15 protein-coding genes are annotated in these 15,593 nt (G+C 45.7%); 10 read left to right on the forward strand and 5 right to left on the reverse strand.

The genetic code is table 11. The features are described from left to right. Positions 1 to 347: 347 nt before the first annotated feature. Genes ACYQ2O_RS01585 through ACYQ2O_RS01600 form a run of 4 tightly spaced genes read left to right on the forward strand, consistent with a single transcriptional unit; the run spans position 348 to position 1,745 of the window. Positions 348 to 536, forward strand: a complete 189-nt coding sequence (locus tag ACYQ2O_RS01585) for a hypothetical protein (protein ID WP_459769177.1) — start codon at positions 348 to 350, stop codon at positions 534 to 536. Between the two features lie 38 nt (positions 537 to 574). Further along, entirely contained in the window at positions 575 to 808 is a 234-nt protein-coding gene (locus ACYQ2O_RS01590; protein WP_346023931.1) for a hypothetical protein, read from the forward strand. A gap of 34 nt (positions 809 to 842) precedes the next feature. Continuing rightward, a complete protein-coding gene (locus tag ACYQ2O_RS01595) occupies positions 843 to 965 on the forward strand; it encodes a hypothetical protein (RefSeq protein WP_346023930.1) in 123 nt (40 codons plus the stop codon). 60 nt (positions 966 to 1,025) lie between these two features. Next, positions 1,026 to 1,745, forward strand: coding sequence for a DNA/RNA non-specific endonuclease (locus ACYQ2O_RS01600; protein ID WP_346023929.1), 720 nt, complete (start codon positions 1,026 to 1,028; stop codon positions 1,743 to 1,745). Positions 1,746 to 2,158: 413 nt separating this feature from the next. Here the strand turns inward: ACYQ2O_RS01600 and guaA are convergent, their stop codons facing one another. The 5 genes from guaA to ACYQ2O_RS01625 form a co-directional block, all read right to left on the reverse strand. Then, positions 2,159 to 3,715 carry a glutamine-hydrolyzing GMP synthase gene (gene guaA / locus ACYQ2O_RS01605; RefSeq protein ID WP_091264859.1) on the reverse strand — a complete coding sequence of 519 codons (1,557 nt, stop codon included), beginning with the start codon at positions 3,713 to 3,715 and terminating at the stop codon, positions 2,159 to 2,161. Between the two features lie 33 nt (positions 3,716 to 3,748). After that, positions 3,749 to 5,230, reverse strand: a complete 1,482-nt coding sequence (gene guaB / locus ACYQ2O_RS01610) for an IMP dehydrogenase (RefSeq protein WP_459769180.1) — start codon at positions 5,228 to 5,230, stop codon at positions 3,749 to 3,751. Between the two features lie 432 nt (positions 5,231 to 5,662). After that, entirely contained in the window at positions 5,663 to 7,183 is a 1,521-nt protein-coding gene (locus ACYQ2O_RS01615; protein WP_459769182.1) for an ABC transporter permease/substrate-binding protein, read from the reverse strand. Continuing rightward, entirely contained in the window at positions 7,180 to 8,151 is a 972-nt protein-coding gene (locus tag ACYQ2O_RS01620) for an ABC transporter ATP-binding protein (RefSeq protein ID WP_459769184.1), read from the reverse strand. The genes ACYQ2O_RS01615 and ACYQ2O_RS01620 overlap by 4 nt, the downstream gene beginning before the upstream one ends. A gap of 165 nt (positions 8,152 to 8,316) precedes the next feature. Then, positions 8,317 to 8,601 (reverse strand): hypothetical protein, encoded by a 285-nt coding sequence (locus ACYQ2O_RS01625; protein WP_459769185.1) that lies wholly within the window; start codon positions 8,599 to 8,601, stop codon positions 8,317 to 8,319. A 234-nt stretch (positions 8,602 to 8,835) separates the two neighbouring features. On the opposite strand from ACYQ2O_RS01625, the gene ACYQ2O_RS01630 reads away from it, so the two are divergent. The 6 genes from ACYQ2O_RS01630 to ACYQ2O_RS01655 all read left to right on the forward strand — a co-directional run bounded on the left by ACYQ2O_RS01630 (position 8,836) and on the right by ACYQ2O_RS01655 (position 15,592). Continuing rightward, positions 8,836 to 9,324, forward strand: a complete 489-nt coding sequence (locus tag ACYQ2O_RS01630) for a GNAT family N-acetyltransferase (RefSeq protein ID WP_459769187.1) — start codon at positions 8,836 to 8,838, stop codon at positions 9,322 to 9,324. A gap of 126 nt (positions 9,325 to 9,450) precedes the next feature. Continuing rightward, the gene (locus ACYQ2O_RS01635) at positions 9,451 to 10,827 is read left to right on the forward strand and encodes a M24 family metallopeptidase (protein WP_459769227.1); all 1,377 of its coding nucleotides are present in this window, start codon (positions 9,451 to 9,453) and stop codon (positions 10,825 to 10,827) included. A gap of 525 nt (positions 10,828 to 11,352) precedes the next feature. Beyond that, entirely contained in the window at positions 11,353 to 12,549 is a 1,197-nt protein-coding gene (locus ACYQ2O_RS01640) for a hypothetical protein (RefSeq protein ID WP_459795864.1), read from the forward strand. A 16-nt stretch (positions 12,550 to 12,565) separates the two neighbouring features. Beyond that, positions 12,566 to 13,759, forward strand: a complete 1,194-nt coding sequence (locus ACYQ2O_RS01645) for a hypothetical protein (protein ID WP_459795865.1) — start codon at positions 12,566 to 12,568, stop codon at positions 13,757 to 13,759. Then, positions 13,756 to 14,700: an ABC transporter ATP-binding protein gene (locus ACYQ2O_RS01650; RefSeq protein WP_459769193.1), complete on the forward strand. Its 945-nt coding sequence runs from the start codon at positions 13,756 to 13,758 to the stop codon at positions 14,698 to 14,700. The genes ACYQ2O_RS01645 and ACYQ2O_RS01650 overlap by 4 nt, the downstream gene beginning before the upstream one ends. Continuing rightward, positions 14,681 to 15,592 (forward strand): hypothetical protein, encoded by a 912-nt coding sequence (locus tag ACYQ2O_RS01655; RefSeq protein WP_459769195.1) that lies wholly within the window; start codon positions 14,681 to 14,683, stop codon positions 15,590 to 15,592. Before ACYQ2O_RS01650 ends, ACYQ2O_RS01655 begins: the two co-directional genes overlap by 20 nt. Position 15,593 lies beyond the last annotated feature (1 nt).

The raw sequence follows: 15,593 nt of genomic DNA on the forward strand, positions 1-15,593 counted from the left end.
GGTCAAGTGGTTTAGATACGGTCGGAGCACGGGAGTGCGTTGTCCAACGATTACGTTCTTCGATAAGAGAACGGGTCAATTCACGATATTTTTCAAGCATTTCCTGTTGTCTGATATTTTCTTTCAGGCAATAGTAGATAATTTCAAACTGACAGTTTATAATAGGGGTATACAGCACTTGCTTTTCCTTCTTTCTGGGGATAGTTTGGTAGTCGGATACCTACTATTTTACCGATAAATGAGGGAGGGGCAAGTGTTTTTTGTCTTTTCCTTGATAGAACAACGGTTATAGACCTTTAAGAACAAAAAAATTTGACAGTAACACAACTCTCGAAAGGGGTAATGTTATGAAGAAAGAACAAACAACCGTTGCAGTCGCATTTTCTTTTATACTTTTCTTACTGCTTTACAATTTCGCCTATGAATTAGCTTTCAACCAGACTTTAGTTAACTTGAGACTTGTCTATATAGCCATGTTGGGGCTCTTTTATCTGTATATTTTCTATATCAGAAGAAAGAGGATCAACCGGAAATAGACATGAATTACCATTACGAATTTAGGGAGCTCAAACAGATGAACACAAATGAGATCGAATCTTTTGATTCACGTAAACTGCCTATGTTCATTATGCTGGCGTACCTTGTTCCTGTTCTGGGAATAGGGTTTGCGCTTTACATACTGAATTATACACAGACTTACGAAACGGAACGCTGGGTACCTATGGCTGCACTTGTTGCTTTGTTTATACAGATTATACCAATCCTCTTTGCCGTTTTAGGCATTCTGACCTGGTACACGGGAGCTTGATTTGATAAGCTGTCAGTAGGAAAGGTGTGGCCTGATGAATAAAACAATGAAGGACTTGCTTGCTGACCGAGTAGAAGTACAGGAAATAACACACAAATATCTGAAAGTCATTCTGGTTCTCCTGGCAATCGGTTCAATTCTGGCATATGTGTTATAAAAAATAGAGTAGCTAGTAATAAGTAAAGCTGCTCGGAGGAATAAAGGGTGTTTTGATTACATGTTGAAAAAAGTTACAGCGGTCGGGCTGATTAGCTCGGCATTATTTTTGAGTGGGTGTGACCTTCTGGAAGACGCCTTAGGGCTGACGGAAAGCAGTTCAGGCACTGTTAGCGGAATAGCAGAAGCGGATATTCCGGGACCGGATGACTTACCCATCGACTCACTATACTTAGAAGTGAATGACAATATTCCATTCTTCACTAATGAAGAACTGGAAGTCAGTGAACCCTTTCATACGTATGCCGACCTGGATGAACTTGGCCGCGTCGGCGTAGCGGAAGCACTGCTTGATATCGACTTGATGCCGGCAGAACAGCGCGGATCAATCGGACATATCGAACCAACTGGATGGAATCAGGGGAACTACGAGATTGTGTCAGGAAACTGGTTATATAACCGCAGCCATTTAATCGGGCACCAGATGACTGGGTATGATGGGCGTGAGAACCTTATGACCGGGACACGTCAGTTTAACGCCGAGGGGATGCTGCCATTTGAAAACTTCGTCGCCAATGTGGTCGAAGAAACAGAGATGCAGGTCCGCTACCGGATCACGCCATTATTTGAAGGAGACAATCTTCTTGCCCACGGCATTATCATGGAAGGTTTCTCTGTAGACGATGACGGAGAAACTCTGACATTCAACGTGTTCGTCCCCAACCAGCAGGATGGCATCGAACTGGATTATGAGACCGGAGATCACTGGCCGGCGGATTAATATGACCGAGCTTAGATACATGAAAAAGAACATGAGAAAGGCATGCCGGAATTTTATTTTCCATGGCATGCCTTTTATAATTATTGTCTGGAAGTGGTGCTTGCTTTTTCTATTCTGATCAGCCTAACCGTATTGTAGATAATGACATAAAAGATAATAGCGATTGGAAGAGTAACCAGGAAAAATGATACCTCCAATGTATGAAGAACGAGACCAAAAATAAATAGCGCTAGAAAGATCCATAAATTTAACGAGCTATGTCTGATTTCTATGGGAAAGTCCTTACCTCTGTATATTTTTGAAACTACTCATCAATTAATATAATGCCCCCATTTTGTAGACTATTACAAAATGGGGGCATTTTAGAATAACTCTTAAAATGAGAACCTTAATACTAAATTCGTTATTAAGTATTACTCCCACTCAACAGTTGAAGGTGGCTTACTCGTTACATCATACACGATACGGTTGACGTGCTTGACTTCGTTGACGATTCTGACAGAGATTTTTTGCAGGACGTCCCACGGGATGCGGGCGAAGTCTGCGGTCATACCGTCAATGGAAGTAACGGCACGGATGCCGATTGTATAGTCATATGTGCGGCCGTCTCCCATGACACCGACACTCTTGAAGCCAGGCAGGACCGTGAAGTATTGCCAGATGTCGCGGTCAAGGCCAGCTTTTTTGATTTCTTCTCTTAAAATAGCGTCACTTTCTCGGACGATTTCAAGTTTTTCTTCAGTGATTTCACCGATCACTCGGATACCCAGACCGGGTCCAGGGAATGGCTGACGCCAGACTAGGGACTCGGGCATGTTCAGTTCAAGTCCCAGTTCGCGGACTTCGTCTTTAAATAGGGTATTCAACGGTTCGATCAGCTCAAAGGTCATGTCATCAGGAAGTCCGCCAACGTTGTGGTGAGATTTGATGGTCTGAGCTGTGGCTGTTCCACTCTCGATTACATCGGTATACAAGGTTCCTTGAGCCAGGAAGTCGATGCCGTCGAGTTTTGCTGCTTCGTCGTTGAAGACATAAACGAATTCGTTTCCGATGATCTTACGTTTCTGTTCAGGATCTGATACGCCGTTCAGTTTGCTTAAGAAGCGGTCTTTTGCATCGACGCGGATCACGTTCAGTCCGAATTTACCTTCGAGGCTGGCCATGACCTGATCGCCTTCATCTTTACGAAGTAGGCCGTGGTCGACAAAGATACAAGTCAGCTGGTCTCCGATGGCTTTATTCAGAAGCACGCCGACAACACTTGAATCGACACCGCCGGATAAACCAAGGAGGACTTTTCTGTCGCCAACGAGTTCTCTGATTTTATCAACTTCCATGTCGATGAAGTTCTGCATAGTCCAGTTGCCTGAGCATTCACAGACGCCAAAGGCAAAGTTGCGCAAGATTTCATTGCCGTTTTCTGTATGACGGACTTCCGGGTGGAACTGTACGGCGTGGAAGTTCTTGTCCAGGTTCTGGATGGCACTGATCGGGCAGTGGTCGTTTGAAGCTGTGACAGTGAAGCCTTCCGGACTTTTAGTCACATAATCCCCGTGGCTCATCCAGACATTTTCTTCTTCCTCTAGTGTTGTAAATAGAGCGGCTGTGCGGTCCTGCACACTGATTTCAGCTTTTCCGTATTCACGGTTTTTGCTTGGGCTGACTTCTCCGCCAAGCATATAGGTCATCAACTGCATACCGTAACAGATACCCAGAATCGGAATGCCCAGTTCGAATATTTCTGGATCGATCGAGAAGGCATTCTCGTCATAGACACTCATCGGTCCACCGGAGAAGATGATGCCTTTAACATTCATATTTTTCAGTTCTTCTGCAGTTGTTGTGTGCGGAAGCAGTTCGGAGTAGACACCGAATTCTCTTATACGGCGTGTGATCAGCTGATTGTACTGGCTTCCGAAGTCCAGAACGATCAGTTTTTCTAATGTTGTCGTATCAATAGTAGAGGTCACTTAATTCACCCTTATCTTAAAAAAATTTATCAATTAGCGTACAGAATAGTTCGGTGCTTCTTTTGTAATTTGAACATCATGCGGGTGAGACTCGCGAAGTCCGGCACCACTCATTTGAATAAACTGAGTGTCTTCTCTCAAGGCTTTCAAGTCTTTTGCTCCTGCATAGCCCATACCAGAACGCAGTCCACCTAGCATCTGGAAGATAACTTCCTGCAGGCTTCCTTTGTATTCGATTCGGCCTTCAATACCTTCTGGAACCAGCTTGTTGGCTTCGTTTTTAGAATCCTGGAAGTAACGGTCACTAGAACCCTGCTTCATAGCGCCCAGGCTTCCCATGCCACGGTAAGTCTTGAAGCGGCGCCCCTGGAAGATTTCGAATTCACCAGGTGATTCGTCTGTTCCTGCAAGCAGGCTACCCAGCATGACGGCATGTCCACCGGCAGCGAGAGCTTTTACGATATCGCCGGAGTACTTGATTCCACCATCTGCGATAATCGGCTTGCCGAATTCTCTAGCCACAGAAGCAGAATCGTAGATAGCAGTTATTTGAGGGACACCGACACCAGCAACGACACGAGTCGTACAGATCGATCCGGGACCGATTCCTACTTTAACGACGTCTACGCCAGTTTCAAATAGAGCACGTGTGCCTTCTGCAGTTGCGACGTTTCCTGCAATCAGTGCAACATCAAGGAACTCTTCACGCAGTTCCTTGATTTTTCGGATCACACCTGCACTGTGTCCGTGAGCTGTATCTATAACGATCACGTCAACTCCTGCTTCTACAAGTGCCTGAGCCCGTTCGAATGAGTCGCTGGTTACACCAATGGCTGCCCCAACAAGTAGTCGGCCATGTGAATCTTTCGCAGCATTAGGAAATTCAACGACTTTTTCAATGTCCTTGATTGTAATCAGTCCACTTAAACGGTTATTTTCGTCAACGATCGGCAGTTTTTCGATCTTGTGTCTCTGAAGAATTTTCTCGGCGTCTTCTAAAGACGTACCCACTGGTGCAGTGACCATGTCATCTTTAGTCATTGCTGTGCTGATTGCTTGAGTATAGTCAGTCAGGAAGCGCAGATCGCGGTTTGTCAGGATACCGACAAGTACACGGTCCTCCATAGAATTGACTAAAGGCACACCACTGATACGGTAGCGGGACATCAGTTCTTCAGCGTCAGAAATCAGGTGGTCCGGTGTCAGGTAGAACGGATCAATGATCACGCCGTTTTCAGAACGTTTAACTTTACGGACTTCCATCGCCTGGTCTTCGATAGACATGTTCTTATGGATAATACCCAGTCCGCCTTGACGTGACATGGCAATCGCCATTCGGGAGTCAGTCACAGTGTCCATGCTGGCACTCAATACGGGGATCGACAATTTGACTTTATCGGTTAGACTGATACTCAGATCAACATCGTTCGGTAAAACATGACTTTCCTGTGGCATTAATAGTACATCATCAAAAGTGAAGCCTTTTTTAGCAAATTTCGTTTCCCATTGTGACATAAATGAAAATCCTCCTTAAGATTTGGCTGTTCGGTCTGATAATTTTAAGGATTAGTGTATCAAAATGGTGGAAGCTTATCAAATGGTATTTTCAGGCATTTTTTACAATGAGTAACTTCTCATTAATAGATAGGATTTAAAATATCGTGATAGCCGTTTCAAAAGCTATTGTGATAGGGATAAAGAGGGTCGATCAATTTTATTTATTCGCATAAAGTATTTAAATCTAATCAAAAATTAATTATGTTATCAATAGGTAAAGCTCAGAACGTTCAGTTGTAGAGGAGAAAAACACGAATATTCACTGTTTCGCATCGTTTTATTAGGGTAAAACCCGAACATTGATCAAACCGATAGAGGTTTAAAAAGTGAAAAAGCCCAGCCGTAAAAAACAGCTGGACTTTGATCATATAATTGTTTTTCTGAAAGAATTTATTCTTCAAGCAGACCCTGTTCAATCAGGAAGTCACGTGCGATATCTTCAGCTGATCGACTTTCAAAGGCTACTTCGTAGTTCATTCCTCGCATCTGATCATCGTCGATCAGGCCGTCAAGAACAGACAGAATCTCTTCGATTTCCGGGTACTCATCCAGCAAGGCGTCAAGCATCAGTGGCGCGCCTTGGTAAGGAGGGAATAATCCCTGGTCATCTTCAAGCACGACCAGATTATATTCATCGATTTCGGCATCGGTACTGTAGGCATCGATCAGATTGATGTCGCCTCTTTCGATAGCCGTGTACCTCAGCTGGGCATCCATAGTTGTTACATTCCCAAACGTGATGCCATACATGTCCTGGATACCAGGGTAGCCGTCTGTGCGGTCATTGAATTCCAGTGTAAATCCGGCATCAACTTCGTCAGTGACATTGGCAAGGTCCGAAATAGTCACCACATCATGTTCTTCAGCAAATTCGGAAGTGACAGCCAGAGCATACGTGTTATTGAACGCCATTGGATCCAGCAGTGTCATATTATATTCTTCTGATATCAGATCTCTAGCTTCAGTAAAGACTTCTTCTTCGCTTGTACCAGGTTCAGGAACGATGTCGAAGAAAGTCGTCAGGACTGTCCCGGTGAATTCTGTATAAATATCGATTTCACCTGACCTTAACGCATTGAAAACAAAGTTGGTCTGACCGAAGTTTGGTTCCACAGCAGCAGTTATATCGCTCTGGTCTTCGATCAGCAGTTTGTAGATATTCATCAGCACTTCAGGCTCTACTCCCTGTTTTCCTGAAATGATGATATCCTCATCTTCTCCGAAGACTAGGGGGGCCGCCAGTAGAAGCAGGATCATAAGAAGACCTGAACCGAGAATGGTCGCAGTCTTTTTGAATGACGCATTCTGGAAGTAGCGCAGCAGCTGGTCGAAAATAATAGCCAGTAGTGCCGCCGGGACGGCACCTAACAGGATCAGGTTGTTGTCACCACGGTCAATTCCTAGAAGGATCAGATTACCGAGTCCGCCAGCACCGATCAGAGCAGCAACTGTTGCAGTTCCGATGATGAGAACCATCGCTGTTCTGATCCCCGCCATAATGACAGGCATAGCCAGTGGAAGCTGTACTTTACGCAGTTTGCGCCAGCGGCTCATTCCCATAGCATCAGCGGCTTCGTTAAGAGACGGGTCTACTCCCTCAAGTCCGGTGTAGGTGTTTCTAAGTATCGGAAGCAGGGCATAGATTATAAGAGCCATTACCGCAGGCACTGTTCCTATACCGACTAGTGGAATCAGAAGACCCAGGACTGCTAGTGAAGGGATAGTCTGAAAAATAGCAGTGATTTGTATGATCGGTTCAGCGATGCGCTTGTATCCGATTAGAAAAATGCCCAAGGGAACAGCGATCAGTACAGCAATGATCAACGCCATAAAGGACAGCTGCATGTGTTCGATGAGAGCCGTTCCGAGGTCACTGCTTCTTTGTTGGAAAGTATCGATTAAAGTTGTCATGATGCAGAGGCCTCCTTATCAGCGTTGACTTGGCTGGCCAGGTAATGAACCAGGTGGTCACGTGTAACCATGCAGTCTTCCTGATCGGCATGGGTCACCTTGACAATTGAATGGTCTGCCATCAATAAAAGCAAGTCGTTAACTGGCGCATCTGCGTCGATCGACGCCGTACTTGGTGCATCTGAGGTTCTGGTGATGTAGTCGTTGTCGATTAAATGCTGGACAGTCTTTTCTTCCTGGTAATGCGGCAGACCAGTCTGCAGGAATTCTCTGACAAAGTCATTGGCCGGGTGCTTCAGTATCTCTTCGGCAGTACCGACCTGTTCGATCCTGCCCTGATTCATCACACAGATACGGTCGCCCAGATTGATGGCTTCCTGCATGTCATGCGTCACAAAGACTACTGTCTTCTTCAGTTTGTGCTGAAGCTCGACCACGTCTTTCTGCAGACGGCTTCGGCTGATAGGATCCAGAGCGCTGAACGGCTCATCCATTAAAATGATGTCTGGATCAGCTGCCAGAGCCCGGATGACTCCGATTCTCTGCTGCTCACCGCCTGACAATTCAGAGACTTGGCGGTTCCGGTATTTGTCAGGGTCCAGACCTACCGTATCCAGCAGTTCAGTTACACGGTTTTTCATGTCTTCCTTAGACCACTTTTTCATTTCCGGAACGGTAGTGATGTTCTGTTCTACTGTCATATTGGGAAACAGGGCAATCTGCTGCAGCACATAGCCGATATTCCAGCGCAGTTCCTGCAGATCATAGTCACTGATACGCTTGTCGTCGATCAGGATCGTCCCTTCAGTTAAGTGGATCAGCTGATTAATCATTTTAAGTGTTGTCGTCTTTCCACTTCCGCTGGGGCCGATCAGGACAAAGAACTCACCTTCATTAATTTCCAGCGAAAAGTCCTCGACCACAGCGGTGTCATTATAAAATTTATACACCTCTTCGAAACGTATCATATTACTTCCTCCTACTTCTCTATTCATTCAGTATAGCAAAGGGGTGGGGTAAACCTGTAATCATATACTCATGGGGGTAGCGGGGTGTCACATTTTGTATATGCTTTTCAGTTAATTAAGAATGCCCTCCTTAAGGAAAGGACGGGCACCCGTCGCAATGACAAACTAAGTTCCTTTAATGACGGTGTCTTCAATCTGAAGTGTATTTTTACCGATAAATTCGGCTGATCCCGTGATAGTTGTCACTCCAGCTGATTCCAGACTTTTTTTACTTTGTTCTGGTACCGGATCAGTAAAGGTCTTCTTGAAAGCCATAAGATTCGGCCAGGTTCCGCCCCATAAATCTTCTTCAATAATGGCAAATGTTCTACCAGCAGCTGCCAGACCTGAAGCAATACTCTTTCCGGCTACACCGCTGCCTATGACGACGACATCGAATGATTGAGTCATGCTTTAACATCCTTTCGTATGTTAGTGCTCAATGTGGGCGTTTTTTATCCTAATTGAATAGTATCATTTAATGGATATAATAAGATAACAGTGTGCATTTTAATAAGAACTTATATCCTCCGGAAAAAGTATGATAGGATAAGAAAAATAATAATGAGATGAAAATCTATATTGACGTTATTAATTATTAGGTCACATGAGCTATAGGGGAAGTAATAACGGGGGGGAGAACACATGCTTTTACTTAGGGAAATTGAAGAAAGAGATAATGACATCATCGGTCAGATCGTTCAGCGGTCCCTTGAAGAAGAAGGACTCAAGATGCCGGGAACAGCATACTACGACCCGTACTTGTTCGAACTGTACGACTATTATCAGAAACCGGACAGACAGTACTGGGTGCTGGAAAAAGACGGAACAGTGATCGGTGGAATCGGGGTCGGTCCATTTGACGAGAAAGAGAAAGTTGGAGAGATTCAGAAACTCTACATTATTAAAGGGGAGCGTGGCAATGGCTACGCTCATCAGCTGATCAAGAAGGCTATGGATTTTGGTACGCTTCACTATAATGCACTTTACATTGAAACGTTTGCCTCATTGTCAGATGCCAACCATCTCTACAGTAAATATGGATTTGAAAAGCTGGAGGCTCCACTTAACGGGACGGAACATAGTGCCTGCGATACCTGGCTGATCAGACGTTATCCTAGAATGGCTGACTAGAGGTCTCAAATGAGAAAACACTTACCCGACATGCCGGATTCCATTCCCTGTGATATGATTGACAGGGATAGAAGAGACAGGCGTTTTGTGTAGCCTGACTGAATGATATGATGGAAAAGGATGGGAATGACAGTGGCAGTTGTAGTCAAAAAAGTTAAGAAGCCTGAAATGGACAACATCAGAAGCAAGGTCATGCTGACGGATGAGACTATTCAGGAAAGGTTGAACAAAGTACTTGAACGCATGAAAGACAATGGACTGTCTTCATTAGTTATCTATGCCGACAAGGAACATGGCAGTAGTTTTGAGTATCTGGTCGGGTTCATTCCGAGATTTGAAGAAGCGCTGCTGGTTTTAAACCAGGATGGTTCGGCGACACTTATACTGGGTAATGAGAATATCAATAAAGCGCCGCATGCGCGCTTAAAAGCTGTCGGAAGAAAGTGTGCGCTTTTCTCACTGCCGAATCAGCCAATGGGAGAGCTGGATGATTTAACAGCTGTTCTTCAAGAGACAGATATAGATACGTCCAGTCAGGTCGGCCTTGTCGGCTGGAAGCTGATTCCGGGGATGACTCGTCAGTTCGATATCCCGCAATTTATCGTTAGTGCCCTGGAGACGGTTGCCGGAAAAGACAAGCTTGTCAATGCGACAGCACTTCTGATTGGTCCGGAAAATGGCGCACGAGTGACCATCAATGCTAATGAAGCGGCACATTACGAATACGGAGTAGCTCTGGCATCAGATGCGCTGCTGGATGCAATGAATAGCCTTACTGTCGGAGTGAGCGAACTGGAAATTGGGAACCGTCTCAACAGAGATGGTCAGTACAACAATGTGGTCACGATCTGTGCATTCGGTGACCGATTTATAAAAGGGAATCTTTACCCGACTGATAACAGACTCGTCAAAGGAGACAAAGTGGCCCTGACGGTTTCTTATAAAGGCGGGTTGTCGAGCAGGTCAGGCTATGCCGTGACAAATGAAGAAGAACTTGCTGGAGTAGATGAAGGATACTTAGAAGAGGTCGTCATGCCTTATTTTGAAGCGTATCATTACTGGCTGACGAATCTGAAAATAGGTGTGCGCGGTGGAGACTTTTATGATGCCTTCAATACATTTTATCCGCAGGACACATACGGCTGGCATCTTTGCCCGGGTCATCTGACGGCAGATGAAGAATGGCTGTCTTCGCCATTTTACACAGGATCAGAAGCAGTCGTTCAGTCGGGGATGCTGTTTCAAGTCGATTTCATCCCTTCTCAGACTGGCCATAACGGGGTTTCAGCTGAAAGTACGGTCCTTCTAGCAGATGATGATTTGAAGCAGGCCATACGGGCGGATTATCCGGATATGTGGAAACGAATCGAAAGCAGGAGAGCCTACCTGAGTGACGAGCTGGGTACCAAGCTGCCAGAAGACGTGCTGCCGATGGCTGGTACACTTGCGTATTACAGACCCTACATGCTGAACGACGAATACGCACTGACAATTGAAAATTAATTGATTGTGTGAAAACTCCTCTGATCGGGGAGTTTTTTCATTATAAAGAACAGGACTAAAAGAGAAGAGGAGGAAAATTTTCTCGGAAACTTTTTCGAGCCCCTTGTCTACAATGGTAAGTGAAGTATAGGGATAAATGTCTATTTAAACTGCGTTATGAATACAAATTTATGGAGTCTAATGATGAATCGTACTGATAAACTAGACCGTGAGCAAAATTACTTTAGTTTACGACTCAACTGGTAAGCTGAACTGTATTCTAAAGTGCCATAATGTAGTTTATTCAGAATATTACGAGTGAAATATACCGAGTGAGTTTAGTACTGGTTCTTGATATATGAACGACTCTATATTAATGATTCAAGTGAATAACAGTCATATCGGAGCCAATATAAGGGCTCATATTATGAAGAAAGTATGAAGAATGATCCGGATTAGAAAAAAATGATAAAACGTCTTTTTTTCTTAGTTTTCTATGATAGAATGATTTAAATAGTACAAATACATAGATAAAGGATCGGTAGAATGTACAAGCAGATTATAGAAGAAACTTTGAAATATATGTGGAGAAATAAGAAGAACAGGCTGGTTATGGTTCTCAGTTTAGGCGTCGTGCTGGTACATAGCCTTCTCATCCTGCCTAATCTAACGGAAGATTTTGATGTCGATGTTGCTCAGCTCGAGCGGTCTATCGTCTCAAATCAGCAGACCTTTGAAGACCGTCTAGAAACGGGTCAGACCCTGCCATCCTTTTTTACTGGGACGAGCGCCTATCAGCAAGCTAGAAACGAGTACGTGAATCAGCGTGAACTGCTGACAGCGATCCGGACTGGGGATGCCAGACGCTACCTGACGATTAACTACAGACCTCAGGGTGATCCGGGAAGCGTTATGGAAGATGAAGGATTCAATCTTCCTATACTGGGCTATGCTCAGGAACGGGAGTTTCAGTCGATGAAAAATCAAGTCTACGTTAATGAAGTCGAGCCACTCAGTTTTCACCATATCCACGAACGAACGAGTCTGCAGCAGATGCATCTGTTCCTGATCGGATGGGGCCCATACATACTTATTTTCCTGCTGCTGTTCATGATCAGTGATGTGGTGACAAAAGACAGAAAGCTGACCACTCAAAAACTCGGAGTATCCAAGAACTGGTTTACCTATCTGATGGTCCAGTCTCTGGCTGCTTTGGGCTTTGTTATGCTGTTCTTTGCGGCCATAACCGGGATTTTCTATCTCGTCAATGGCATTCAGTACGGCTTTGGTTTTGGATCGCTTCCTGCTGGTGCTTTTGAAGCCGCACCTGAAGGCGAACCGTTCCATGCCTCCATCTGGTCTGTTATTGATCTTTCAACATTCTTTATCCGGGCACTGCCGCTTCTGGCTCTGCTTCTCTACGGCTTTACACGTCTGAATACGCTGGTCAGCTTGATTATCAAGCAGGATGTCGTCGTTCTAATTGCTACATCCTTTGCATTGTTATTTCCTTTTCTTTATTACGGGGAAGAGACGACAGAACTGCTGGGCCTTAATATAAGCTGGTATCCTCAGACCTACTATCAGGTGGGAGGTGCCGCAACAGGCATGATCGACGCAATTGTCCAGGAACCTGTTCCGTATTCTAGAGGTATCATTGTCCTGCTTGTCACCTTATTGATAATTGAAGGGCTGAACTACTTGGCATCGAAACTCATTACTAGACAGACATTCTTAGGATAGGAGGCGTTGTATACAGATGAAAACATTAATTAAATGGAACAGCCGGCTGATGCTTCGAGACTGGAAGACACGCCTGCTGCTGATTGGATTCTTTGTCTTTCTTGGGTCCTTTTCCTTGCTTTACAGACAGCAGAATGTGACGTTGCCTGAGATGCAGCTGCGTGCAGAATACAGTGATGCGCATCAGATTTTCCGAATGATTCCGGACGCACACTTTGAAGGGGAAGTAGGTCAGGAAGTCCAGCAGAGACTGGGGCGCAATTCGATCCTGATCGGACTGAACCGCTACATCATGACTCAACGTGAAGGGAATACTGTAGAGGGGCTGGAAGAGGTGGTGTCGGATTATTTAAATAATGGCCGGGAAATGGCTGAAAATAATCTCTATCTTCATGAAGAAACTGATTTTGAATCGTATGATCTTCTTCAAGACATCTATCTGCCTTCGATAGAAGAAGTGGAGCAGCAGATCGCGTTTTTCAATGCACTTGAAGACAACAACCTTGATATCGAATGGAACCCGTATGCGTCGTCTCAGATTCTTCAGCAGCAGGTTGAACTGTTCGTGACGGTCATCGTGTTCATTGCAATCGCTTTGCTCGCTGGGGATCATTTTACGAAAGATCAAGTGAAGAATTACAGTGTGACCCAGGGACTGCCTGTTCCTGTTAAAGCTCAGTGGCGGGTTAGAAGCGGGATGCTGTGGTTCCTGACTTGGGTCGTGGCTCTGGGTGGGCTGGCGGCCAGTTATCTCATTTCACTGTTCTTTGAAACGTCCGGCAGCTTGAATTATCCGACTGAAATCTATATGAATCAGACCGTCAGATACATCCCACTCTGGCAGTACAGCCTCCTTCTGATCGGAATGGGCATGATCGTCAGTTTCCTGTTTCTGCTGATCATCACCGGACTGAGCTGGATGATCCGAAATGTCTACCTGACCTTGTTCATCACAGCCGGGCTGGTCTTGTCGTATACGTTATGGCAGGTCTTCCCGCCACTTACAGGCTGGCAGCCGTCATTCTACACGAACAGCGTAGGCGTTTTGTCCGGACAGATGGCCAGACAGTTCCAGCTTCCAGGCATCGAATTCTGGCGCCTGCCGCTGATTGCCCTGGTGATCTGGCTTGCTCTTGAAGGGGCATTTCACTACCTGTTCAGCCTCATTCCGACTCAGTCGCTTGGATTAAAAAGGAGAGAAACTAAATGACATTAACTATCACCGATATGACCGTTGCTTACGGCGATCGTGTTGTACTGGAAAACATCTCGTTTACATTGAACAATGGGCAGATCATCGGGCTTGTAGCGCCCAACGGAACCGGGAAAACGACTCTGTTCAATGCGATCATGCGCTTTATTCCGGTCAGATCCGGGGCGATCGAAGTGGATGGGACAGCCTACTCGGCCAAGGACAAGGATGTTCTGGCTCTACATAAGCTGATCACCTTTTTCCCGAATCAGGCTGATCTGCATGAAAACTTTTCGGGCACGGAGCATATCCAGATGTATGCGGATATGTGGTCAGGCAAGCGCGATCAGGTTCAGGCGATCATCAAACGCCTGGAAATGGAAGACTATGTGGACCGCAAAGTCAGCACCTACTCTCTAGGTATGCGCCAGCGACTCTGCTTTGCCATGGTGGTGGCGGCCGATACACCGATCATGTTCATGGACGAGGTCATGAACGGACTCGATCCGGAAAACGTGTCGCTCGTCTCAGACATATTGATTGACTTGAGACGCGAAGGGAAGATCATCATGGTCGCTTCCCACTTGCTCGACAATCTGGACGAGTACGCAGACAAAGTCTTTTTCCTGAAAGACAAGCAGTTGCATTTTGTCTTCGACCACCATGTTGATAAAATCGACTATTTCAAACTCATGTGTACACAGAAGCAGGCTGAGAAGCTGGAAGAGTCTGTAGCTTTGCCTGAAGGAACCATGCATCTGGGGAACAGCATGCTGTGCATTCCACTTGAAACCCTTAATGAAAAAGAACAGCTGGCTCTTTATCAGATGATCCGTCAGATGAAAGACGGCGCCCTGACAGTGGGACCACTTGGTACGGGAGAATATTATTCTCATCTCTACGGCCTGGAACTTCATTCTTACGACAGGGGGCATGAGCATGAGACTGAACCGGTTTAAACTGTCCGTCAAGCTGACTGGACTGAGCGGTGCACTTATGTTGCTTTCCGGCTGTGCCGGCTTTACGGGTCTCCGCTCACCGCATTATGATGGGGGGCCGATCGAACCTGATGAGGAAGCGATTGAGCGCTACAGCGAATCAGCCCAGGTGGATGAGGCATTCGAAGGCATCTATAGACGGTATCCGCTGAGCAGCCGATTAAGAGAGGACGCACTGGACTTTTCTGATGCAGGCTCTTTTGAACTGAACGAAGGGGAGTATAGTGTAGGCGAAGACTTGCCTGAAGGTCGGGTTTATATTCAAAGTGAGTCGAGCGATTTCAGGCCTGAATTCTGGATCATCCACACAGCACATGTCGTGATTAGAGACGAAGCTGATTCAGTGGCTTTTGATCAGCATTTTCAGAATGAAACTGGCGTGATGCAGGCCTATGTCGATTTGCGAGAAGGCTACACGGTTGAGGTAAGCGGGAATGATCCAATCCTTTATGTAGACTATTCTGGTGAAACCGGGAGCAACTGGGTGAACACCGGGCTCGGTGAAGAGCAGATCACACTGACATCCGGACACTACAGTGTAGGAACGCACCTGTCACCGGGCAAGTATACGATAGAAAGTGCTACGGGTCCCAGGGCTTCGGAACTGTATCTCCTTTCTGAGAATGATGAGGTAGCCATTATTGAACTGCACTCACGTATGAATCCTGCCGGGGTCATCAGCGCAGAAGACAATCAGTCGCTGCTTGAACGAGGGCAGATTACCCCGGAAATATATGAAATGAATGAAATGCAGAGACAGAGGTTCGAAGAAGACAAGCCGGTGATCGACCTAAATGAAGGAGATGTTCTTTATCTGCCGATGGTCGACCAGCTGTTACTGGAAGAGAAGTAGA

The sequence above is a fragment of the Alkalibacterium sp. m-11 genome (assembly GCF_054658155.1).

Coding starts and splice junctions, on each gene's coding strand:
- ACYQ2O_RS01585 (WP_459769177.1), top strand. CDS start 348: ATGAAGAAAGAACAAACAACCGTTGCAGTCGCATTTTCTTTTATACTT.
- ACYQ2O_RS01590 (WP_346023931.1), top strand. CDS start 575: ATGAACACAAATGAGATCGAATCTTTTGATTCACGTAAACTGCCTATG.
- ACYQ2O_RS01595 (WP_346023930.1), top strand. CDS start 843: ATGAATAAAACAATGAAGGACTTGCTTGCTGACCGAGTAGAAGTACAG.
- ACYQ2O_RS01600 (WP_346023929.1), top strand. CDS start 1,026: ATGTTGAAAAAAGTTACAGCGGTCGGGCTGATTAGCTCGGCATTATTT.
- guaB (WP_459769180.1), bottom strand. CDS start 5,230: ATGTCACAATGGGAAACGAAATTTGCTAAAAAAGGCTTCACTTTTGAT.
- ACYQ2O_RS01615 (WP_459769182.1), bottom strand. CDS start 7,183: ATGACAACTTTAATCGATACTTTCCAACAAAGAAGCAGTGACCTCGGA.
- ACYQ2O_RS01620 (WP_459769184.1), bottom strand. CDS start 8,151: ATGATACGTTTCGAAGAGGTGTATAAATTTTATAATGACACCGCTGTG.
- ACYQ2O_RS01625 (WP_459769185.1), bottom strand. CDS start 8,601: ATGACTCAATCATTCGATGTCGTCGTCATAGGCAGCGGTGTAGCCGGA.
- ACYQ2O_RS01630 (WP_459769187.1), top strand. CDS start 8,836: ATGCTTTTACTTAGGGAAATTGAAGAAAGAGATAATGACATCATCGGT.
- ACYQ2O_RS01635 (WP_459769227.1), top strand. CDS start 9,451: ATGACAGTGGCAGTTGTAGTCAAAAAAGTTAAGAAGCCTGAAATGGAC.
- ACYQ2O_RS01640 (WP_459795864.1), top strand. CDS start 11,353: ATGTACAAGCAGATTATAGAAGAAACTTTGAAATATATGTGGAGAAAT.
- ACYQ2O_RS01645 (WP_459795865.1), top strand. CDS start 12,566: ATGAAAACATTAATTAAATGGAACAGCCGGCTGATGCTTCGAGACTGG.
- ACYQ2O_RS01650 (WP_459769193.1), top strand. CDS start 13,756: ATGACATTAACTATCACCGATATGACCGTTGCTTACGGCGATCGTGTT.
- ACYQ2O_RS01655 (WP_459769195.1), top strand. CDS start 14,681: ATGAGACTGAACCGGTTTAAACTGTCCGTCAAGCTGACTGGACTGAGC.